Source organism: Bartonella sp. AC62GZZY (genome assembly GCF_042196525.1).
GTDB lineage: Bacteria > Pseudomonadota > Alphaproteobacteria > Rhizobiales > Rhizobiaceae > Bartonella.
In genome coordinates, this window is sequence record NZ_JBHIQN010000001.1 from 247,138 (window position 1) to 268,556 (window position 21,419).

Sequence of the window (21,419 nt, forward strand, 5' to 3'; positions counted from 1 at the left end):
TCTTTAATGGAGTAAGTTCCCTCACGAAAAACAGAGCGTCTCAAACAAAATACACTTACATTGCCAATTCATGGACTTATTTAAAAGAGATATATTTCAACACGCTACAAGCCTATTTTACGACAGCGCCTGTGAATGGCATAACTGTAACGCCTTTAGATATCACCATCTTCACACTTATGAAGATATAAACCGACAACGTCATAGACTTTGCAAGCCCCAATGTTTTGTGCGATAATTCTTAACACTTGAGAGGTTGATAAGAAGTATTTTACTCTCTTTTTTAATAATTTTTATCCATATACGAACCCTGCTTATGACGCGTAAGCAAGTGATTTTATTGAATTTAATATGAGAGGAGGGGATGAGAGAATCTTACAGTATTTTGAATCAAATCCACGTTAAAAGATTATAATTTATCATAACAAATCAAAATACTATCAATAAAAATAGGAAAAAATATTTTGTCTCTCATACTTTAAAATTAAACTGAACCTACATGGAAGATAAAAAGCGTGTCATATTATTTTTTTCTAAAGCTAAATGAAAATAAAATCTTTTTGTGAGTTGTAAATAATTCCTCAATTTGCAGCAATCAAAAAGTTTTTTCCTATATAGTAAATTCTTTATGCTGATTTTTAGATGGGAGGAGCGGCTATGTATACAGTATTAAGGATCTTATTAATATTATGGGGAGTATTGGCATTTGATACATGGGGGAGAGCGCAAGATTTTCAAACTCCCGCATCCCAATTGTTATTACTCGATGATGATACAGAGACAGTACTCTATGAAAAACAAAGTGCTATTCCTTTTTTCCCTGCTTCATTAGTAAAATTGATGACAGCAGAAGTTGTATTTCATCAATTAAAAAAAGGATTATTAAAAAGTACGCAGAAATTTAAGGTCAGTGAAAATGCTTGGCGCAAGGGTGGAGCACCTTCTGGTACAACCACTATGTTTGCAAAGATAAAAACAGAAATCAGTGTTTATGATCTGTTGCGTGGTTTAATTATTGTCAATGGAAATGATGCTGCTATTATTCTTGCTGAAGGCATATCAGGAGATGAAGCTCATTTCGCAAAGTTGATGAATCAGCGCGCTAAAATGATTGGATTATCTCAGAGTCATTTTGTTAATGCAACAGGGCTTCCCGAAGAGGGACAATTTGTAACAGTGCGTGATATGATTATATTAGCACGTTACATTACTCAGGAATATCCAGATTATTATGCACTTTATCGTGAACCTCATTTTACGTGGAATAATATTTTTCAACGTAACAAAAACCCTCTTATTTCTAAGGAAATTGGTATAGAAGGATTTGGTTTTGGCTACAGTAAAAAAGAAGGTTTTTCAATGGTTGCCACCATTTCTAAAAATCATCAACGTCTTTTTTTAGCAATCAATGGTTTGCAAGATAGAAAAAAATATACAAAAGAAATAGAACGCATTCTTCAATGGGGAATGACGGCATTTGATCTCAAAACGATTTTCACAAGAGAAGAAACGGTTGGTCGTGCTCCTGTTTATGGTGGTAAGCAAAATTTTGTTCCACTCATTGTTAAAACACCAATAAGTTTTATGCTTTCGAATGAAAAAAAAGTAAATGTTAAAGCAAAAATTAAATATCTTGGTCCATTGAAAGCCCCCATCGTTTCTGGGCAATCAGTTGGCGTTATTCAAATTTTAGAAGATAAAAAGGTTCTTCTGGAAAAACCAGTTTTTGCCGGAATGAATGTTCAGGAAGGAAGTTTCTTTGCAAAAGTAAAAAATGCATTCTATGAAATCACAATTGGATGGTTACGGAAATATTTATAGTTACGCGCTAATAAGGTTAAGGTCATACGTGTCAGGTTATTTTATTACATTCGAAGGAGGGGAAGGAGTAGGAAAAACAGTACAGATTTCTTTGCTTGCTGAGTATCTCTCTCACAAAGGTTATGATGTTGTTACAACACGAGAACCAGGAGGAACGGCAGGAGCAGAAGCAATCCGACATATTTTATTGTCAGGGAAGATACAACAATATGGACCATTGATTGAAGCTGTTTTGTTTACAGCGGCACGTGTCGACCATGTTACTGAGGTTATCGCACCTTCTTTGCAAAAAGGTAAAATCGTTTTATGTGACCGCTTTATTGATTCTACACGCGTTTATCAAGGCCTCAATGATACCGTCAGTTCTTCTCTTCTTTCTGTTTTAGAGTGTATTGCGCTCAATGGTATTTTGCCTCATTTAACATTTTTATTAGATATGCCAGCAGTGTGTGGTATGAAGCGTGCAAATTTGCGAAGAAAAAAAACAGAAGAAATTGATTATTTTGAAAAAGATCAGTTGGAAATTCAAGAACAAAGGCGTCAGGCTTTTCTTCAATTGGCCAAACGGGAACCCCATAGATTTCGAGTCATTGATGCCACTGGCTCAGTGGAAGCCATTGCTCATCAAATAAAAAATATTTGTCATCAGGTATTGTTGGAGCAGCTTTCATGAGTAATGTAAATACCTTACGCCAATATGATGATATTGATACAATTTTATCACCATCCCAGAACAATGTTCTCTTTGGTCATGAGGATGTTCGTCATTTTTTGACACAAATGCTTAAAGAAGAGCGTTTGCATCATGCATTATTATTTGAAGGAGAATATGGGATTGGAAAGGCTACATTAGCCTTTCATCTTGCTTGGAATATTTTAAGTTTTCAACAGAGTTCTTTCCTGAAACCCGATCCTTATTCTACCCCATGGCGCCAAATTACACAAGGAAGTCACCCTGGTCTTTTGTATATTTCACGTCGATTTGATGTGAAAACGCAAAAGTTTAAAACAGGAATACTCGTTGATGATATCCGTGATATTATGCATTTTTTAAGTCGAACATCGCAAGATAATGGATGGCGTATTGTTATTATTGATTCTGCAGATGATATGAATAGAAATGCAGCAAATGCAATTCTCAAAATACTTGAAGAACCACCTACAAAAACGTTATTTGTTATTATCGCACATTCTTCAGGAAAATTGCTTCCAACAATCCATTCACGGTGTCAAAAAATTTCTTTTCGTCCGTTGAATAACGATGAAATGAAAAAAGTTATTATACATATTTTCGCCGATCAGGATTTACCTGATGAAAAAACAATTGAAATGATTATTAAAAAATCTAAAGGAAGCCCTCGAAAAGCCGCTTTACTTATTTGCCATGGCGGTCTTGAAATTATTAAAACAATTGATGCTTTCCTAGAGAAACCTGTTTGTAACGCAACGATTGTACATACTCTTGCACAAACATTTTCATCTGTTTCTTCTACATTCCAATTTCAACAATTTTGTGATGAAATTCTTAATAAAATTCAAAAAAAAGCTATCATGCTCGTTGAAAAGGGAGACTTATTTCTCTCAAAAAAATATGCGGGAAAATGGCAGGAGATTCATCAAGAAATAGAGGAAATACAACTGTTTAATCTCGATAAAAAGCAGTTTGTTATTAACTTACTTTTTAAAGTTCATAAGATCATTCATGAGAATTAGTTTTTCCGTGACAATGCGATGAACAAACGCTATGTCATAATATCTTCTATTTATAGCGTTTTACAACGAGTATGACATGCGTGACACATATTACATAACAACTCCCATTTTTTATCCTAATGGTGCTCCACATATTGGACATGCTTATAGTGCCATTGCAAGCGATGTTTTAGCCCGCTTTCAACGGTTAAACGGGAAAAATGTATTTTTTCTTTCTGGTACAGATGAGCATGGTCTCAAGATGCAACAAACCGCAGCTGCATTAGGCATGACACCTCAGCAACTTGCAGATCGTAATAGTGCGGTATTTCAAAAAATGCTTGCAGTATTAAATTGTTCTAATGATGATTTTATCCGTACGACAGAAGAACGCCATTATCAAGCGTGTCAAGAAATTTGGAAAAAGATGGAAGCAAATGGTGATATTTATCTCGGCCGTTATACGGGGTGGTATTCGATTCGCCAAGAAGCCTATTATGAAGAGAAAGATACGGAAGTTGGACAAGACAATATCCGTCGCGAGAAGGAATTAGGCTCTCCAGTTGAATGGAATGAAGAAGAAAGTTATTTTTTTAGGCTTTCTCGTTATGAAAAGGCTCTTCTTGAATATTATGAAAAACATCCTGATTTTATTGCTCCACTTGAGCGGCGAAATGAAATTATAAGTTTTATCAAATCGGGTTTAAAAGATATCTCTATTTCACGCACAAGTTTTAATTGGGGCGTTGCTGTTCCTGATAATCCAAAGCACGTAATGTATGTTTGGGTTGATGCACTTACAAATTATCTATCAGCAATTGGTTTTTTCAATGAAAATTCAACAAAACGTGATTTTTGGCCTGCAAATACGCATATTATTGGTAAGGATATTATTCGTTTCCATGCAGTCTATTGGCCAGCATTTTTAATGTCTGCTGGAATTGATTTGCCTAAGAATATTTTTGCACATGGTTTTTTACTTAATCGTGGTGCAAAAATGTCAAAATCTATTGGAAATGTCGTTGATCCTTTTGAAATGGTTGATCATTACGGTCTTGATCAGGTCCGTTATTTTCTTCTCCGTGAAGTGCCATTTGGACAAGATGGTAGTTATAGCCATGAGAGTTTAGTGAACCGTATTAATGCTGATCTTGCTAATGATCTTGGTAATTTGGCACAGCGCTCTTTATCTATGATTGCCAAAAATTGTAATGCACAAGTCCCAAAACCAACTTCATTCTTAGTTCAAGATAAACAGCTTTTAGAACAATCTCTTCAGGTGCTGGAAACTGTACATCAAGCAATGTCTTCTCATAGTATGCATTTAGCCCTTTCAGCTATTTTTTCAATTGTAGCAGATGCCAATCGCTATTTTGCCAACGAACAACCTTGGAGTTTACGTAAAAATGATCGAGATCGGTTTTCTACAGTTCTTTATATAACTGTAGAAATCTTGCGGCGAATAGGAATAATGCTTTTGCCTTTCATACCTCAATCAGCAGCAAAACTTCTTGATAGCCTTGCGATTGCTGAAGATGATCGGTTTTTGTATCATATAAGCCATGCGAAAATTCAAGAAGGACTTGATCTTCCACCACCAGAACCAATTTTTCCTCGTTATATCTTGAAGAAAGAAGATACTCATCATGTTGATTGATACACATTGTCATCTTGATTTTGAAGATTTTTCACAAGATTTGGATAATGTTATCCAACGGGCTTTAGATGCTAACGTTAAACGTATGATAACAATTTCAACCCATGTTCATAAGTTAGATAAGCTGTTAGCTATTGCGCAAAGCTATGATCAAGTCTTTTGTTCCGTTGGAACACACCCCAATCATGCGCATGAAGAACAAAATATTACAGCGGAAGAGCTTATACAGCTCTCGAATCATCCTAAAATTGTTGCGTTTGGGGAAGGGGGGCTTGATTATCATTATGATTACTCTACACCAGAAGAACAAAAGAAAGTTTTTCAAGAACATATCATCGCTTCTAGAGAAACACAGATTCCTCTTGTTATCCATTCACGCAATGCCGATATCGATATGGAAAAAATATTGCGCAAACAGATAAAAGAAGGAGCTTTTCCCTTTATCCTTCACTGTTATTCATCTGGAATGCAACTTGCTCGTGCTGGAATTGAGCTTGGTGGTTATATTTCTTTTTCAGGTATTCTTACTTTTAAAAACGCTCTTGAAATCCGTGAAATAGCAAAAATTGTGCCCCATGAACATTTGTTGGTGGAAACAGATGCACCATTTTTAGCACCTACCCCTCATCGGGGGAAAACAAATGAACCATCTTTTGTATGCTATACAGCAGCTGTTTTGGCTGAAACAATTGGTTTAAGCATTGAAGAAACAGCTCAAATAACAACCCGTAATGCTTTTCGTTTATTTAGCAAAATGAAATAAGGCAAAAGCTATGTGTGATCAATACCGATTTACAATATTAGGGTGTGGTCCTTCTCCAGGAGTGCCAAGACCTAATGGTGATTGGGGAATATGTGATCCGAATAATCCTAAAAATAAACGCTACAGAAGTTCTTTATTAGTTGAACGCATTAAACCATCAGGGAAAAAAACAACAATCGTTATTGATACGGGGCCGGATTTTCGCTCACAAATGATTGAAGCGCATGTGGACCATCTTGATGCTGCTCTTTACACACATTCTCATGCAGATCATATCCACGGTATTGATGATTTACGCAGCTATGCACTTGCACAAAAATGTTTAATAGATATCTATGCTGACAGATTTACACTAGAACATCTCAAAAATGCTTTCGGATATTGTTTTCAAACACCAAAAGATTCATCTTATTCTCCTATTTTAAAAGAGCATCTTATCAATGAAGATAGCCAATTTATTATTCAAGGGGAGGGTGGAGCAATAAGCGTTAATACGCATTTACAACACCATGGAAATATTCATTCTTTAGGTTTCCGTATCGGAAATGTTGCCTATTGTACAGATGTTAGTGAGTTTCCTGAAAAAACATTATCAAAATTAATGGGTTTGGATGTTCTCATCATTGAAGCCCTTCAATTTAAACCTCACCCAAGTCATTTTTCTGTTGATCAAGCATTACAATGGATAAAATATTTAAAGCCAAAACAAGCAATACTCACACATATGGATAGATCGCTGGATTATAATGCAGTCGTAAATTACGTTCCATCCTCTGTAAAGCCTGCGTATCAGGGCCTTACTTTCGAAACAACTGCATAAGTTTATTCATACAATATTTTACGTTAAATAAAATTTTTTGAAGATTATCCTTTATTTTGTTTTATTTTTGACATAAATGTCACTTTTTTATGTTTAAAATGAGGTTTTTATGTATAAGAATTTTAAGCGGGGTGTATGTATTGCCGTTTTAGCAGTTTCCTTAACAGCATGTGGGGGGCGTTTAGAAAAAAATATTGCAACGACAACATTACATGATGGATCAATGAGTTGCACCGATATTCAACGGGAGTTTTTTGCTAATAAACGACAGATTAATGATACAATTAGAGAGCGTTCTACAGCAAGAAATAAAAATGTAGCTTTAGCAGCGGCAGGTGTTGTATTTTTACCTGCTCTGTTTTTTATGGATCCTAAATCCAGTGAAAGCAATGAAATTTCGGCTTTAAATAATCGTAATGCTGTTTTAAGTGATCTTGCACGTATGAAACGTTGTAAAATAGTACAGTAATTTTTTTTATTTATTATATGTAATTTTATTATCACTATTTTTGGTCTTTAAGGAATATACTTTAAAGACCAAATTTTATTTTAAAAGTAAATTGTATGATATAAATATGATGATGTTTTAAAGTAGGGTTTTCTTTTGGGATAAAGGATTTATCTTCTGTATCATGTTATCGCATAATATATATTATGGAACTTTTTTAGAAAGGGCGTATTTTAATATATAAGAATAGAAGTTTGATAATTGAGGTGAATATCTTTTACTTATTACTTAAAAAACTTTTTGATGACTTTTCATAATGGTTTTTTATTTTTTACTCTTTTTAAAAAAATCATCATAATTTGTAAGATAATAAAAGCTAAAAATAATATTCCATGAAACAATGGTACAAAAGGCTGATAAATAAAATCGGAATAATATATTGCTATTGTTTCAATCAATGCGGCAACACACCATAAAATAATGCCCCATAGTGAATACATCCAAAGACCAATTAAAGCAATAGGATAGAGAATAGCCAATATAGCTGATGCAAATTGCCACTGCCAAGGCATAAGGTCAAAACGCCATAAAACACCTGGAAAGACCCCCACAAGGCGTATCCAATAAAAAATACCTAGAACTAAGCAAATAAGTGCCAAAAACCGTAAGTAACAGTTATAGATTAAATTGATTTTTGAAATCTGTTTGTGTGAATTATTTTTCACAATAATAACTCTTGTTCAACAGGTTGGAAGTAAGAATCTACCATTTCATCTGTCACATTTGAAAGTTTATCTGGCTGCCATTGAGGTCTTTTATCCTTATCGATTAACATAGCACGTATACCTTCATAAAAATCATGTGAATGAATCATATGATGCGCTATGCGGTTTTCAATTTTCATACAGTCTTCCAACGTTTGAGATGAATTTTGTTTCATTTGTTTCCAAATAACTTTTAAACTTGTCGGAGAACGTGACTGCAAAATATCATAACATTCTTTAGCAAATAAAACATCTTCATTGCTTTTTTTATGTAGCAACTCAAGACATTCTTCTAAGCTGTGGGCACTAAAACAACTGTTAATAATACAACGTATCTCATGACTCGTTTCATAATCTTTTGTAATTGCTCGCTGGTTTAAAGCTAAAGTGGGATCTCCTTGCTCAATAACAGCTTTTCTAACCCTATCGAATTCAATTTCAGAAACTGCATGTGTTGCTAATCCTAAATTTAAGCAATCTCCCCACTTTATGCGTGCGCCCGTTAATGCAAGATAGATGCCAAAATGATTGGGAAGAGATGGTAAGAAAAAACTTGCACCTACATCTGGGAAAAACCCAATCGCACCTTCTGGCATAGCAAAAACTGTATTTTCTGTAACAATTCGATGCGAACCATAGAGAGAAATACCTACCCCTCCCCCCATCCAAATACCGTTTAAGAAAGAAATGTAGGGTTTTGAAAAATGTTTGATATAAGCATTTAAGCTATATTCATCCCTAAAGTATTGACAAGCAGAGGCACTTTTCCCCATATGATGGATTTCCACAACATCTCCACCAGCACAAAAAGCACGACCCTCCCCTTCAATTAAGACACAAGAAACATTGTCATCTGTTTCCCATGTTCTGAGAGCTTTTCTTAAAGCTGAAACCATTCGTTGATTAAGAGCGTTTAATGCTGAAGGACGCGTGAGCTTTATAATACCAGCACATCCTTCTTTCGTAAAAGAAATATCATCACCTGCTCCAAAGTCAATTTGCATCTTACACCCTTTTAAAAACAACTATTTCATTGTTTTTTTATATTCCCCCCCCCAAGTTGAGGAAATATTTGCATGATTGCACCAATACAATATATATAAATTCCTGTCACCGAAATTCCTATTTTAACCCAATACGGAGCCTCTAGTTGATAAAAGAAGGCAGAAACACCAAAAACACACCATAAGAGAAAAATGGGAAAATTAACTCTACGTAAACGAAGGACTCTTACTGGATGAATAAAATAAATTGGCAAAAAAGATATAATCGCCGATAAAACAATAATGATAAAAGTAATCCACTCTCCTGGCCTGACGACAAAAAGCGTAAAAATCATCATATTCCAAACAACAGGAAATCCTTTAAAAAAGTTTTCTTTGGTTTTCATACTAGTATCTGCATAATAAATAGCAGATGAAATAACAATGATTGCACTCAATGAAAATGATAACCCTACCCCCATAAAACCACTTTGATAGAGTGCAAAGGCAGGAATTAAGACATAAGTCACGTAATCAATAATATTATCTAACAGCTCTCCAGACCATGTTGGAAGAACGTATTTAACATCAAGTTTGCGTGCAATTGGTCCATCTATACCATCAACGAGAAGGGCAAGCCCAAGCCAACAGAACATAGCTGTCCATTCTTTTTGAGAGGCTGATATAAGAGAAAGAAACGCTAAAAATGATCCCGAAGCTGTTAGTAAATGAACGGAAAAGGCCTTTGCTTGTGGCATTGTTACTTTTTTATGGCGTAATAATTTAGCATTTGTTTTGATTTTCTTTGTTAGTTTACGTTTCAAGGTTTTCTTATCCTCGTTTTTAAAGTCTTCAATCATCTATCAATACGCCATTTTTTACCGATGATATAACTCAACATTTTAAAAAATCATAAAAAGGTTACTTTTTTATATCGCATTATTTATTACATACTATAATAATAGAAGAGCTTCATATAATAAAAAGAGAGTGATCATTTGGAAATGTTAAAATATTTTCTCAATGGAGAAAGGTTCGAACAGTTGTGATCTTTGAAAAAAACGAGCATAAAGATATTGCTGTTATTGGTGCAGGTCCTGTCGGAATGTTAGCTGCGCTGAGTCTTGCACATGAGGGGCTTTCTGTTTTTCTTGTTGGGCCCCCTGCTCATACAGATGAGTTACGAACAACTGCTCTTATGATGCCTGCAATACGCATGCTTCAAAAACTCAATATTTGGGATAATCTTCAAAAACATGCAGCTGCTTTATCGTCCATGAGAATTATAGATATAACTTCTAGAATTGTGCATGCTCCTACGGTACATTTTTCTTCTGCTGAAATTGGTGAAAAAGCTTTTGGCTATAATATACCTAATGTAAAATTAAACAGTGCTTTAGTCGATGCTGTTACACATACGCCTAATATTACAAGATTTGTTTCTGCAGCCAAATCTGTTCATCATACAAAAAACCATGTATGTATTACTCTTGCTGATTGTAGAGTCATTCAAACACCACTTGTTGTTGCAGCCGATGGGCGTCACTCTCTTACACGTGCCGCAGCAGGGATAAGTGTCAAACAGTGGAATTATCCACAAAAAGCACTTGTTCTCAACTTTTCTCATGAGTTTTCTCATCAAAATACATCAACTGAATTTCATACAGAACACGGTCCATTTACACAGGTTCCACTACCAGGACGAAGATCTAGTCTTGTATGGGTTGTTCATCCTTCCCTTGCTGAAGAATTATTGAATATAGAACCAAAAACAATTGCAAAAATGATCGAAAACAAAATGCAATCAATGCTTGGAAAGCTAAGCTTAGAAACATCAATTCAAGCATGGCCGCTTTTCGGACTTCTTTCTCATCATTTTGCTGCTAACCGAACAATTTTAGTCGGTGAAGCCGCTCATGTTTTCCCCCCTATTGGAGCACAGGGATTGAATTTAGGATTGCGTGATGTCCAAACTTTAATTGATATTTTACCCAATAAAATATCCAACTCTAACACTGAAATGATTGTTGCACATTATAACAAATGCCGCAAACCAGATATATTAATCCGAAGTGGAGCTGTTCATACACTGAACTCTGCTCTACTTTCTCATATGTTGCCTGTTCATATCATACGAAGCATTGGGCTTGGTTTGTTACATAGTTTCCCGCCATTACGTAATTTATTTATGCGCGAAGGAATGTATCCCGGTTATGGATTCAAGGAAATTATGCAAATATTTCCAACAAAATCATCTAAACAACTCTACTAAGCAATAATGGATAATAACGTAAAATAAAAAATAATAAATTGCATTTTTAATCATATCTATTACTGATGTAAAAATATATTTTTGTTCTTTCTAAGAATTAACAAATTATATTAAAATAATTAATTATATTTATTTAATTTATTTGTAATAATAATATGTATAATTAATATAACTATACATCTATTTTTTATTAAATAATTATTATATATATTAGTATATTGATATGAAATAAGAGAAAACTGAATTATATACTACAAATTAAATAATAAATATATCTTGCTAAATCATAGCTGTTAAATTTAGAACTATAAAGAAAATGAAAAATAAAAAACAGTTTTATTTAATCAATATATTTTCAAAACTTTTTATTGTTAATTATAATATTAAAAATAAAATCATCTTTGGAACCTGTTAGTAACACAGAGGTTAATGAAGTGTTGTTTCAACAAATGGTAATAAGATGACACTAAATAATTTTTTGAAATTAAGTACTTTTTTTATAATGATTGCATGTGTCTCGTTGATAGTCACGACTTCAATAAGTGAAGTTTTTCACCTTCCTTATTGTCAAGCCTTTACCTATAGCTCTACTCAAAAGGTCACTAAAATAGGTCAGAACTCATTTACTGCTTCACAAGTTAAAAATTGTCTTATGCAAAATGGTTTTGAGAATATTAAACGATTACGCTTAGATGACAATGGTATCTGGCGTGCTTTGGTAAAATTTAAAAAGTCCCATTTTTTCGTATCCGTTGACTATTCAGGAACAGTTAGCATTCAAAATGAGAGAAAAGAATATGATTGATTTTAAAATTTACAGCAACGTTTCTTTTTACAGCCGTAAGAAAAAAAAATTAAAAAAGTGCCGCCATTCTATTAAAGAATTTGCTTTTATTGGCGGTTTAAATGGTAGCCTATCAGGAGCAATCGCAGCAACTCTTGCAGCTTATGGTTATATTGCTCTTCCAGGATTTGGTCCAATTATTGCAATGGGTATAAGAGTAGCACTTTCTTCCGGAATAATAATAGGAGCACTGATAGGATCAGGAATGGGAGGGAGTGTCGGTATATGCTGTATTTTATGGGAAATTTATACGAATCATAATAATTCTTTCTCTTATAAATTTCATAATAAATAGAAACTCCTCGTCATTTTTTCTATGAAAAACAATTAAATCATCAACAAATTATATGTTATTTTTTTTGATGAAACGATCATCATATTATAAATGAAATAATAGCTAATTTACTAGAATTCCTTATTTAATTTCTCATTATATCTCAAAAAGTAGATTTTTTAAAAGCATCTCTTGAAGAAATGTAAGTGAGATATAATTATTCATCCATAAAGCTGTATTTTTTATAGATCAAAAAATAAAAATTATGTTCAGAAATATATAAACATATTTTAATTTATTTGCTCTTTATAAGAACTAATATTTCTATGTAAATTATTTTTCTTAAAGTTCAATTTAAGACACTTATATAAGATATAATTAGTATAGATTATTATTTATAGATAATAATCTATTTAAAGATAAGTATAAAGGTATTTTATGAAAAAAATATTATTATCATTATTGTTTTTTATGGCATTTTTAATTCATAAAAATTCTGCATTAGCACTATCAAAACAAATAAATATTTATAAATTAGAAAATAACAATTCCAAAAAGGCTATTGGTAGCATTAAAATTGAAGAAAACATACACGGTTTGATTTTTATCCCTAATTTATCTACTTTATCAGAAGGGATTCATGGTTTTCATGTACATGTAAATCCTTCATGTGATACAAAAGATGGCATAATAGGTGGAAGCGCGGGTGGACATTATGATCCAGAGCATACTGGGAAACACTTAGGACCCTATAATGTCAATGGTCATCTTGGTGATTTACCGGCACTTTATGTTGATAAGCAAGGAAATGCCGTAATGAGCGTTCTTGCTCCACGATTAAAAACAATCTCTGAAATTAAAGGGCGCTCTTTAGTCATTCATTTAGGGGCTGATAATCAATCAGATAAACCATTACCGCTTGGCGGAGGTGGAGCACGTTTAGCGTGCGGTATTATTGAAAAATAAATAGAATATTATGTTACACACACTCTCTTGAGCATAAGATATGATAGAAATTTATTTTTTAAATCCATTTCAAGAAATGAAATAAACTATGTGAATATTTTATAAAATTGATATTTCTTTTTAAATATTTAATGCAGAGAATAAAGAACTTAATAATAATCAGAACGAACAGAAATCGGAAACAAAGAAAGAGCAGAATAAATTTTCTGTAAGAAACTTCAGTATGAGGAGAAAATTTTTTCAATGCTTGATGTTATGTTAAACAGAAACAACAAAGTTTAATTTTACTTTCTACAATACAAAATATGTAATGAATTATAATCATTAAATCTAGTATCTAATGGGATCACATCTCTTGCACAAAATAGAACACTCCAAACAGAATTTCCACACGCCCCTTCCCTATCGCCTCTCTCGTGAGATGCACGAAAACAACCTTGATTGATTAACACCAATATAAGATAGTTTAAAATGATTGAATGCTATGATATTCAGACTTTTCATTTAAGTCAAAAATACCAATTATCATTATAAATCAATGTATTACCTAAATATAATCATCAAATAAAACCATGAAAGTAATTTTTTATCACTCTACAAAAAGAGCCTTTAAACAATAGAGCTTTTTTAATACTCCTCATGGATCCATATAATCCCAATCCAATGGACGCATTTCACCAGTTTGATAAAATTGACGAATGAGTTTAATATAATCAAAAAAGTCCTTGTTTTCTTTCACTAATCTATTAGCAGTATCCCAATCAATATCACTACGTTCTTTCGCTGGAATTATGATCTCACTCTCAGAGGCGTTTTCCTTGTCGAGTCTTATAAATCCAATTCCATGCAAGCTTGAAAGCATCCGAAGTTCTTTTAATGTATCAATACCTTCAATTTCACTCGCAACTAAATAGCTCAAATTAGCCCATGAAGAATTGCTAACTGTTTGAAAAAATGCTTTCCGTAAATTTGAACGATTAATGAGAATTTTAACTTCAAAAGACCAAAGTTTCGTCTTTTTATCAAAATATTGCAAAACACAGTCTTTGATTTCACGATTCCATTCCCTGCTTAAATCTTGTATCCCTACGAGATCCGGATAAAGCCATTTATTGCCGCCTGCACCATGTTTATTACGAGAACATTTCTCATTAATGCGCTTGCTGTAAACTGCAAGCTCTGACCATAAAAATTTAGATACTAATGGATAAAGATCACGCTCTTTAACAGAAGAATCTCTACTTTCTTCATTGTCCTCTACTGCATCAATTTCAGCGCTATCTGTTTGTTTAGTAAAATAATACTGCCGTGGTCGTCCTTCAGTGGTTTTAATTTCTGGATAACGCTTTTGTAATTGAGAGCGCAGAGACCCTATTTCAGCGACAATTTGCTGAATAAGAGCTGCATCACTGTTAAGGGGAGTGATTATTGCGGTTGAACGCTTTTGTTTTTGGTGGCATTTTTCTGGATAATTCTCAAATATCCATTGAGCAATTTCTCGAGCTGTAAATTTTTTTGTCGGGTTTTTCTTTAAAAAATTAAAAACAGTGTTTGTTAAATTCAAAGTCATATGTAAAGTAGCCTACTTTTATCTTCTGGATATTCCATTATATTCAGATATTTCAAAAGAGAACACAACAAACTGTCTATTTTTTTGAAAAAAGCTGTCTATAAAATTAAAATATTTTTTCTGAATTTGTGACTACAAATTCAAGGTTTTGTTTCATATAAAGAAAGTAAGCTTCTATTTTTATCAAAAATCATAAATGGGCTGAAAATCCCCATAAAAAAGCATAATATTGTATAATTTCCCTATAAATTTTTCCTTTTACTTTAAGTTAGTTAGAAAAAAATAATAATTTCATGATTTAAGAATTAGCTCATATTCTTAAATTAATGGTGCAACAGGGAACAAAATTAAAAATAATATTCAAACATTTGATTATTTCTCGCATCGACCAGTTAAAAAACTTATGTTTTTTTTAAAGCAAAAAGTTATGTGCTCTCAAGTATAGATTCTGAAATGGTAAATTCTGCACACAAACCTTCAAAACTACTATTTGCTTTAATAGCATCATGGGGAATAAGAACATAATACCATTTTTTACCACCGTAAGTAGCTGCATAATGCGTTGCATGACAACACCATTGAACTGCAGCTTGTTTCTTTTTTAAAACAATAGCGTTTTGTATTTCAGAAGCTTTTTTAGGTTCACAAAGATATTTGGCATCCTTCGTTTCTACAACAAAATCTGGTTCATAGGCTGATCCTTTATCATATTCTATCTTGAAAAAACCTCGAGCGGGTTTCATCCATTTCAATACTTTTGCATCGTCTTCTAATATTTGAGCAAATCGTAATTCCCCTTCTACTGAGTCAAACTTTTGCAAAGGATAACAACATTTCCTAAAGCCGCTGAATATAAGTTTCTTAATGTCTCTTTTAATGGCAGGAATATTACGAAAATCAATAGGAGATGTTCCTTGCGGCAAAACATAATGGATAGGTGTTAAAGTTGTAAAACCTCGTGTAACTTTAATCTCATAATCTTTTTGTGTTTCCCATTGATGTTTTCTTAATTGCGCAACAATAAAAGTATTAATCTTATGCTGATAGTGAATTAATACGTTCTCAACAGCTATATCATTGGGTAAATAAGATTGGAAATGCTCTACCATCTGACAAGCCAATTTTCGTAATAATGGCGTATGGCTATCATAATCGATAAAATCATTATCAATAAAACCACGAATGATGTAATTTTCAAGATGAGGTTCTTTAATATATTTATCTTTAGAAGTGAGAAAAATGCTTTTATGGGTACGCAATTCTCGAATTAAAAGTTCTTTACTAACAGGTTGCAAATTTAAACTTTCTAGATTCTCCAAATCAAAATCAGAAAAACCATAAGTAACCTCACGCGAAGGAATGAGTACAATATTAGGAATATCTATGATCAGTTCTGGTAATTGTTTTGTCAGAATTGTAACCACTTTTGACACAAGAGACTTTTGTGCTAGCGGTATAATACTCATAATTTTATTATTCATTTTTTCTTGTATCGGTGCAGAACAAAGCATTTGAGAACTTGGTAAATTATCATTCTCTTTAATAATATCCCATGCGATAGCAGCAATTTCTTGTTCTTCAGAGGTTAATGTGGGTGAATCTGTATTACGTAACATGATACCGTGTAAATCAGATGTTCCATTTATATCGGAATGACGTGTTACTATCGTTTTTATAAATAAAGCTTCTGCTTGACTTGGAACTGCCACTATATCCGATTTTTCAGAGGATATATCACCCCCTGTTCCAATCTCAATATGCTTTTTTATAATTGAATTCGGATCGTTCGCACGATCAATAATATCTTGAAAACGATCATGCGCAATGATTGTTAAACGATCAATAGATTCTATGCCTGTTCTATGCCCATAAGGCAAACGCAATCCACGCCCAATTGTTTGTTCTGTTAAAATTTCTGAAGCCGATGCACGCAACGGTACGATAGTATAAAGATTGCTAACATCCCATCCCTCCTTTAATTTATTAACGTGAATAACAATTTCTGTTGGCTCATGAGGATTCTCAATCACAATGAGTTTTTGAATATTTTGATCTTCCTCTATATTTGACTGTTTTGTATGAATCTCTATAACTTTTCCCTTATAAGCTCCTGCAAAAAAATCATCTGATTCCAATAAATCACGCAATTTCTGTGCATGATTTGTATCTTGAGCGACAACTAAAATAAAAGGCTTAACAAATTTTTTGTTATAATCTTTGGCATAGGCAATTAAATCTGCTTTCACGTTTTCATGGGCATGAATTGCATCTTGTAATTTAATATGTTCTAATTGTTCAGATGTATAATTTTGAGGATGAAAGTCTTTACGTGTAGCAACAGCAGGCTCTTTTACAAAACCATCTCTCATAGCCTCTGCAAGTGAATAACTGTAAACAACATTTTTAAAATCTACAGGTTTTGCACCTATTGTTTTCGGTGTCGCTGTAAGTTCTATTCCTAAAACAGGTTTTAACTCATTAATTGCTGCTGCACCAGCAGACGCTCGATAACGATGCGCTTCATCCATTAACAAAACTAAATCAGGAAGATTTACGAGATAATCAAAATAACTTTCACCAATCGTTTCTTGTAAGCGTTTAATTCGCGGAATACTAGATTTTAGTGTGCCTTTTTTATTATCCGTTGTATTAATTTTAGAAATATTAAAAATATTGATAAAGGCCGTATCCCGATTTTCAAACAAACGTTTTTGTCCGTAATAGTGGTGTTCATCAGCGCGAATACCTTTACCACTTTCATAATCTTCACCTGTAATAATAATGGGTCTATTTGCAATGAATTCACTTATTCCACTGAAAACATACTTCGGACTTTGAGGACTAAAATCCTGTTTTAATTTTTCATAAATAGTCAAGTTTGGCGCTAAAACAAAAAAATGTCGGCTACGACCTGTTAAATAAAGATAGCTAATAAAAGCTCCCATAAGTCGCGTTTTTCCAACTCCCGTTGCTAAGGCAAAACAAAAAGAGGGAAAGCTTCGTTCAAAATCTTGTACAGAAGGATAGAGACTTTTTATTATTTCTAATTTCGAAACTAAATCAGCATTTTTAGAAAGCTCTATATTTTCTAAAATTTTCACCAAAATATTTAATGATTCACGTTGAGGATCACGCAACGATAAGCGAGCTGAAATCCTTTTTTCAACACTGTTCATAAAAAACTCCGCTTTTTATATATTATTCAAATAGATCTAATTCTTGTTGCGCAATATCTTTATCTTTGTCGCTTTCTTTTACCACAATCATTGGTTCAAGATTGGCTACATTTAAACTATAATCATCCCTTCCCCATTCGCATTTTTCCAATACTGCACGGGGGATTTTTGTAAGTGTAAGATTCTCAAAGGATGATGATTTTGTATCAAAGGCTGTACAACAAATCAGCAGGGTCCGATGAGAGCCCACTTCTTCGCTCATGATACGGAGTTGTTCATGGGTCATGGCGCTCGTTGTGACATAAATATAATCCGTTTCCGTTGAATACCCCTGCATCCAATAATGATTTTCATCCGGCGCATAGGTAAATCCCATATGTTTGCACATAGCTTCTGAAAGCATCGCAGCATTATATTCGCGACTAATAATCCATTGTCCCCATGGATCTTTCTGCAACAGAGAAGGTGCAAGGCGATAATAGCGAAATCCACCGCCACCTTGCCAATTGATACTTTTAGAAATTCCCCCTTGATCAGTTCCATCAATTACTTGTTTTAAACGAGGAATAATGTGCGTATGACAATGTTCACCAAGTTCAATCATAATCCACTTGCGGCCCATTTTATGAGCAACAGCGCCGGTCGTACCAGAACCAGCAAAGGAATCCAATACAAGATCACCAGAGTTGGTGGCAAGTTGAATAATGCGTTCCATTAACCGCTCAGGTTTGGGAGTTGTAAAGACATTCTTAGAATTAAAAACTTTAACCTCTTTTTTGGCATCTTGGTTATGCCCTACTTCCTCATAAAGCCAAATGGTCATTGAAACCATACCATTTTTTACTTCTGATAAAAAACGCTTCAAAGAAGGAACATTGCTTCCTGTGGGGCCAAACCAAATACGATTATCCTCTAACAGCTTGGCAAACTTTTCTTTACTAACCCGCCAACTAGCTCCAGCGGGAGGCATAACTTTGCGTCCAGAAGGTGTGATGATTTCATAAATATCCTTAGGTGTTACTCTTTTTGCAGATAAATTATCTGACTTCCAAGGACCACGAGGATCATTATCAGGATTTTTATAGCGCGCATCCATATCGCTTGAACGAGGAAGTAAATTAGGGCGCCAAATCGTTTTGTCTTTGGCATAAACCATTATAAAATCATGGTTATCGGAAAGCCACTTTGTATCATTCTGTGGGGCATATTTCTTTTGCCAAATTATATTGTTGATGAAATTTTGGCGACCAAAAATTTCATCCATCATCACTTTTAGATAGGCTTGTTCATCATCATCAATGGAAATCCAGATACTTCCATCATCTGCCAATAAGCGATGTAACAATTCTAGCCTGTCTCTCATAAGGCTTAGCCATAGGGAATGCTCCAAACCATCTTCATAATGTTCAAAGGCATTGCCTGTATTATAAGGTGGATCTATGTAGACACATTTTACCTTCCCCGTATATTCTTGCTCAAGTGCCTTGAGTGCGAGTAAATTATCACCAAAAATAAGTTTATTATCAAAAATATCCTGTGATGATATTTGATGCGGGGCATGATAAGATTTTTCAAGATCTTCTAACAATATACGAGGTTCCAGTTTGGGGCGTTTTTCTTTTCCAATCCAGTTAAGTTCTAATTTTTGTTTATTACGGCTCATTCGTAACCTGCCTCGTTGATATTTATCCAAATAGATCTAATTCTTGTTGTGCAATATCTTTATCTTTGTCGCTTTCTTTTACCACAATCATTGGTTCAAGATTGGCTACATTTAAACTATAATCATCCCTTCCCCATTCGCATTTTTCCAATACTGCACGGGGGATTTTTGTAAGTGTAAGATTCTCAAAGGATGATGATTTTGTATCAAAGGCTGTACAACAAATCAGCAGGGTCCGATGAGAGCCCACTTCTTCGCTCATGATACGGAGTTGTTCATGGGTCATGGCGCTCGTTGTGACATAAATATAATCCGTTTCCGTTGAATACCCCTGCATCCAATAATGATTTTCATCCGGCGCATAGGTAAATCCCATATGTTTGCACATAGCTTCTGAAAGCATCGCAGCATTATATTCGCGACTAATAACCCATTGTCCCCATGGGTCTTTTTGCAACAGAGAAGGTGCAAGGCGATAATAACGAAATCCACCTCCACCTTGCCAATTGACACTTTTAGAAATTCCCCCTTGATCAGTTCCATCAATTACTTGTTTTAAACGAGGAATAATGTGTGTATGACAATGTTCACCGAGTTCAATCATAATCCACTTGCGGCCCATTTTATGAGCAACAGCGCCGGTCGTACCAGAACCAGCAAAGGAATCCAATACAAGATCACCAGAGTTGGTGGCAAGTTGAATAATGCGTTCCATTAACCGCTCAGGTTTGGGAGTTGTAAAGACATTCTTAGAATTAAAAACTTTAACCTCTTTTTTGGCATCTTGGTTATGCCCTACTTCCTCATAAAGCCAAATGGTCATTGAAACCATACCATTTTTTACTTCTGATAAAAAACGCTTCAAAGAAGGAACATTGCTTCCTGTGGGGCCAAACCAAATACGATTATCATTCAATAATTCAAAGAATTTTTTTTTATTCATAGCCCAACTTCTACCATTAGGAGGCATTACCTTGCGTCCAGAAGGTGTGATGATTTCATAAATGTCCTTAGGTGTTACTCTTTTCACGGATAAATCTCCCGATTTCCAAGGACCACGAGGATCATTATCAGGATTTTTATAGCGCGCATCCATATCGTTTGAACGAGGAAGCAATTGAGGGCGCCAAATCGTTTTATCTTTGGCATAAACCATTATAAAATCATGGTTATCGGAAAGCCACTTTGTATCATTCTGTGGGGCATATTTCTTTTGCCAAATTATATTGTTGATGAAATTTTGGCGACCAAAAATTTCATCCATCATCACTTTTAGATAGGCTTGTTCATCATCATCAATGGAAATCCAAATACTTCCATCTTCCGCCAGTAAACGATGTAACAATTCTAGCCTGTCTCTCATAAGACTGAGCCATAGGGAATGCTCCAAACCATCTTCATAATGTTCAAAGACATTGCCTGTATTATAAGGCGGATCGATATAGATACACTTTACCTTCCCCATATATTCTTGTTCCAGCGCTTTGAGCGCGAACAAATTATCACCAAAAATGAGTTTATTATCAAAAATATCTTGGGTAGATACTTGGTGCGGAGCGTGATAAGATTTTTCAAGATCTTCCAATAAAATACGAGGTTCCAGTTTGGGGCGTTTTTCTTTTCCAATCCAAGTGAGTTCTAATTTTTGTTTATTATAACTCATGCGATCGCCCTTAAATTTAAACGCTTGTGAAAAGTAAACAGCT

18 protein-coding genes are annotated in these 21,419 nt (G+C 34.1%); 11 read left to right on the plus strand and 7 right to left on the minus strand.

Annotated elements, in window-relative coordinates; all coding sequences use genetic code 11:
• Positions 1-657: 657 nt before the first annotated feature.
• From ACFIML_RS01120 to ACFIML_RS01150, 7 genes are all read left to right on the plus strand, one after another.
• Positions 658-1,821: a D-alanyl-D-alanine carboxypeptidase family protein gene (locus tag ACFIML_RS01120; RefSeq protein WP_375687176.1), complete on the plus strand. Its 1,164-nt coding sequence runs from the start codon at positions 658-660 to the stop codon at positions 1,819-1,821.
• A 28-nt stretch (positions 1,822-1,849) separates the two neighbouring features.
• Positions 1,850-2,494 carry a dTMP kinase gene (gene tmk, locus ACFIML_RS01125; RefSeq protein ID WP_375614595.1) on the plus strand — a complete coding sequence of 215 codons (645 nt, stop codon included), beginning with the start codon at positions 1,850-1,852 and terminating at the stop codon, positions 2,492-2,494.
• Entirely contained in the window at positions 2,491-3,534 is a 1,044-nt protein-coding gene (locus tag ACFIML_RS01130) for a DNA polymerase III subunit delta' (RefSeq protein ID WP_375687178.1), read from the plus strand. Before tmk ends, ACFIML_RS01130 begins: the two co-directional genes overlap by 4 nt.
• A gap of 76 nt (positions 3,535-3,610) precedes the next feature.
• On the plus strand, positions 3,611-5,170 hold the full coding sequence (gene metG, locus ACFIML_RS01135; protein ID WP_375687180.1) for a methionine--tRNA ligase: 1,560 nt from the start codon (positions 3,611-3,613) through the stop codon (positions 5,168-5,170).
• A complete protein-coding gene (locus tag ACFIML_RS01140) occupies positions 5,160-5,933 on the plus strand; it encodes a TatD family hydrolase (RefSeq protein ID WP_375606873.1) in 774 nt (257 codons plus the stop codon). The genes metG and ACFIML_RS01140 overlap by 11 nt, the downstream gene beginning before the upstream one ends.
• 10 nt (positions 5,934-5,943) lie before the next feature.
• A complete protein-coding gene (locus tag ACFIML_RS01145) occupies positions 5,944-6,753 on the plus strand; it encodes an MBL fold metallo-hydrolase (RefSeq protein ID WP_375687182.1) in 810 nt (269 codons plus the stop codon).
• 109 nt (positions 6,754-6,862) lie between these two features.
• On the plus strand, positions 6,863-7,222 hold the full coding sequence (locus ACFIML_RS01150; protein ID WP_375606871.1) for a hypothetical protein: 360 nt from the start codon (positions 6,863-6,865) through the stop codon (positions 7,220-7,222).
• Positions 7,223-7,512: 290 nt separating this feature from the next.
• Here the strand turns inward: ACFIML_RS01150 and ACFIML_RS01155 are convergent, their stop codons facing one another.
• The 3 genes from ACFIML_RS01155 to pcsA are packed head-to-tail and all read right to left on the minus strand — an operon-like array spanning position 7,513 to position 9,808.
• Positions 7,513-7,926, minus strand: a complete 414-nt coding sequence (locus ACFIML_RS01155) for a DUF6163 family protein (protein WP_375606870.1) — start codon at positions 7,924-7,926, stop codon at positions 7,513-7,515.
• A complete protein-coding gene (locus ACFIML_RS01160) occupies positions 7,923-8,969 on the minus strand; it encodes an enoyl-CoA hydratase/isomerase family protein (RefSeq protein WP_375687184.1) in 1,047 nt (348 codons plus the stop codon). The genes ACFIML_RS01155 and ACFIML_RS01160 overlap by 4 nt, the downstream gene beginning before the upstream one ends.
• A 26-nt stretch (positions 8,970-8,995) precedes the next feature.
• On the minus strand, positions 8,996-9,808 hold the full coding sequence (gene pcsA, locus ACFIML_RS01165) for a phosphatidylcholine synthase (RefSeq protein ID WP_375609478.1): 813 nt from the start codon (positions 9,806-9,808) through the stop codon (positions 8,996-8,998).
• Between the two features lie 185 nt (positions 9,809-9,993).
• On the opposite strand from pcsA, the gene ACFIML_RS01170 reads away from it, so the two are divergent.
• The 4 genes from ACFIML_RS01170 (at position 9,994) to sodC (ending at position 13,304) form a co-directional block, all read left to right on the plus strand.
• Positions 9,994-11,220 carry a UbiH/UbiF family hydroxylase gene (locus ACFIML_RS01170; RefSeq protein WP_375610362.1) on the plus strand — a complete coding sequence of 409 codons (1,227 nt, stop codon included), beginning with the start codon at positions 9,994-9,996 and terminating at the stop codon, positions 11,218-11,220.
• Positions 11,221-11,680: 460 nt separating this feature from the next.
• A complete protein-coding gene (locus ACFIML_RS01175) occupies positions 11,681-12,025 on the plus strand; it encodes a hypothetical protein (protein ID WP_375606866.1) in 345 nt (114 codons plus the stop codon).
• The gene (locus tag ACFIML_RS01180; RefSeq protein ID WP_375686526.1) at positions 12,003-12,359 is read left to right on the plus strand and encodes a hypothetical protein; all 357 of its coding nucleotides are present in this window, start codon (positions 12,003-12,005) and stop codon (positions 12,357-12,359) included. The genes ACFIML_RS01175 and ACFIML_RS01180 overlap by 23 nt, the downstream gene beginning before the upstream one ends.
• Before the next feature lie 417 nt (positions 12,360-12,776).
• Positions 12,777-13,304 (plus strand): superoxide dismutase [Cu-Zn] SodC, encoded by a 528-nt coding sequence (gene sodC / locus ACFIML_RS01185; protein WP_375606864.1) that lies wholly within the window; start codon positions 12,777-12,779, stop codon positions 13,302-13,304.
• Positions 13,305-13,941: 637 nt separating this feature from the next.
• On the opposite strand, the gene ACFIML_RS01190 is transcribed toward sodC, so the two are convergent.
• The 4 genes from ACFIML_RS01190 to ACFIML_RS01205 form a co-directional block, all read right to left on the minus strand.
• Positions 13,942-14,874, minus strand: a complete 933-nt coding sequence (locus tag ACFIML_RS01190; RefSeq protein WP_375606863.1) for a COG2958 family protein — start codon at positions 14,872-14,874, stop codon at positions 13,942-13,944.
• 425 nt (positions 14,875-15,299) lie between these two features.
• The gene (locus ACFIML_RS01195; RefSeq protein WP_375606862.1) at positions 15,300-18,050 is read right to left on the minus strand and encodes a DEAD/DEAH box helicase; all 2,751 of its coding nucleotides are present in this window, start codon (positions 18,048-18,050) and stop codon (positions 15,300-15,302) included.
• Between the two features lie 22 nt (positions 18,051-18,072).
• Positions 18,073-19,713, minus strand: a complete 1,641-nt coding sequence (locus tag ACFIML_RS01200) for a site-specific DNA-methyltransferase (protein WP_375687186.1) — start codon at positions 19,711-19,713, stop codon at positions 18,073-18,075.
• Between the two features lie 22 nt (positions 19,714-19,735).
• A complete protein-coding gene (locus ACFIML_RS01205; RefSeq protein WP_375687188.1) occupies positions 19,736-21,376 on the minus strand; it encodes a site-specific DNA-methyltransferase in 1,641 nt (546 codons plus the stop codon).
• Positions 21,377-21,419 lie beyond the last annotated feature (43 nt).

What these genes read in the sequence shown, in the direction of transcription:
- ACFIML_RS01120 (WP_375687176.1), top strand. Translation starts at nt 658, where the DNA reads ATGTATACAGTATTAAGGATCTTATTAATATTATGGGGAGTATTGGCA.
- ACFIML_RS01130 (WP_375687178.1), top strand. Translation starts at nt 2,491, where the DNA reads ATGAGTAATGTAAATACCTTACGCCAATATGATGATATTGATACAATT.
- metG (WP_375687180.1), top strand. Translation starts at nt 3,611, where the DNA reads ATGCGTGACACATATTACATAACAACTCCCATTTTTTATCCTAATGGT.
- ACFIML_RS01140 (WP_375606873.1), top strand. Translation starts at nt 5,160, where the DNA reads ATGTTGATTGATACACATTGTCATCTTGATTTTGAAGATTTTTCACAA.
- ACFIML_RS01145 (WP_375687182.1), top strand. Translation starts at nt 5,944, where the DNA reads ATGTGTGATCAATACCGATTTACAATATTAGGGTGTGGTCCTTCTCCA.
- ACFIML_RS01150 (WP_375606871.1), top strand. Translation starts at nt 6,863, where the DNA reads ATGTATAAGAATTTTAAGCGGGGTGTATGTATTGCCGTTTTAGCAGTT.
- ACFIML_RS01160 (WP_375687184.1), bottom strand. Translation starts at nt 8,969, where the DNA reads ATGCAAATTGACTTTGGAGCAGGTGATGATATTTCTTTTACGAAAGAA.
- pcsA (WP_375609478.1), bottom strand. Translation starts at nt 9,808, where the DNA reads ATGATTGAAGACTTTAAAAACGAGGATAAGAAAACCTTGAAACGTAAA.
- ACFIML_RS01175 (WP_375606866.1), top strand. Translation starts at nt 11,681, where the DNA reads ATGACACTAAATAATTTTTTGAAATTAAGTACTTTTTTTATAATGATT.
- ACFIML_RS01180 (WP_375686526.1), top strand. Translation starts at nt 12,003, where the DNA reads ATGAGAGAAAAGAATATGATTGATTTTAAAATTTACAGCAACGTTTCT.
- sodC (WP_375606864.1), top strand. Translation starts at nt 12,777, where the DNA reads ATGAAAAAAATATTATTATCATTATTGTTTTTTATGGCATTTTTAATT.
- ACFIML_RS01190 (WP_375606863.1), bottom strand. Translation starts at nt 14,874, where the DNA reads ATGACTTTGAATTTAACAAACACTGTTTTTAATTTTTTAAAGAAAAAC.
- ACFIML_RS01195 (WP_375606862.1), bottom strand. Translation starts at nt 18,050, where the DNA reads ATGAACAGTGTTGAAAAAAGGATTTCAGCTCGCTTATCGTTGCGTGAT.
- ACFIML_RS01200 (WP_375687186.1), bottom strand. Translation starts at nt 19,713, where the DNA reads ATGAGCCGTAATAAACAAAAATTAGAACTTAACTGGATTGGAAAAGAA.
- ACFIML_RS01205 (WP_375687188.1), bottom strand. Translation starts at nt 21,376, where the DNA reads ATGAGTTATAATAAACAAAAATTAGAACTCACTTGGATTGGAAAAGAA.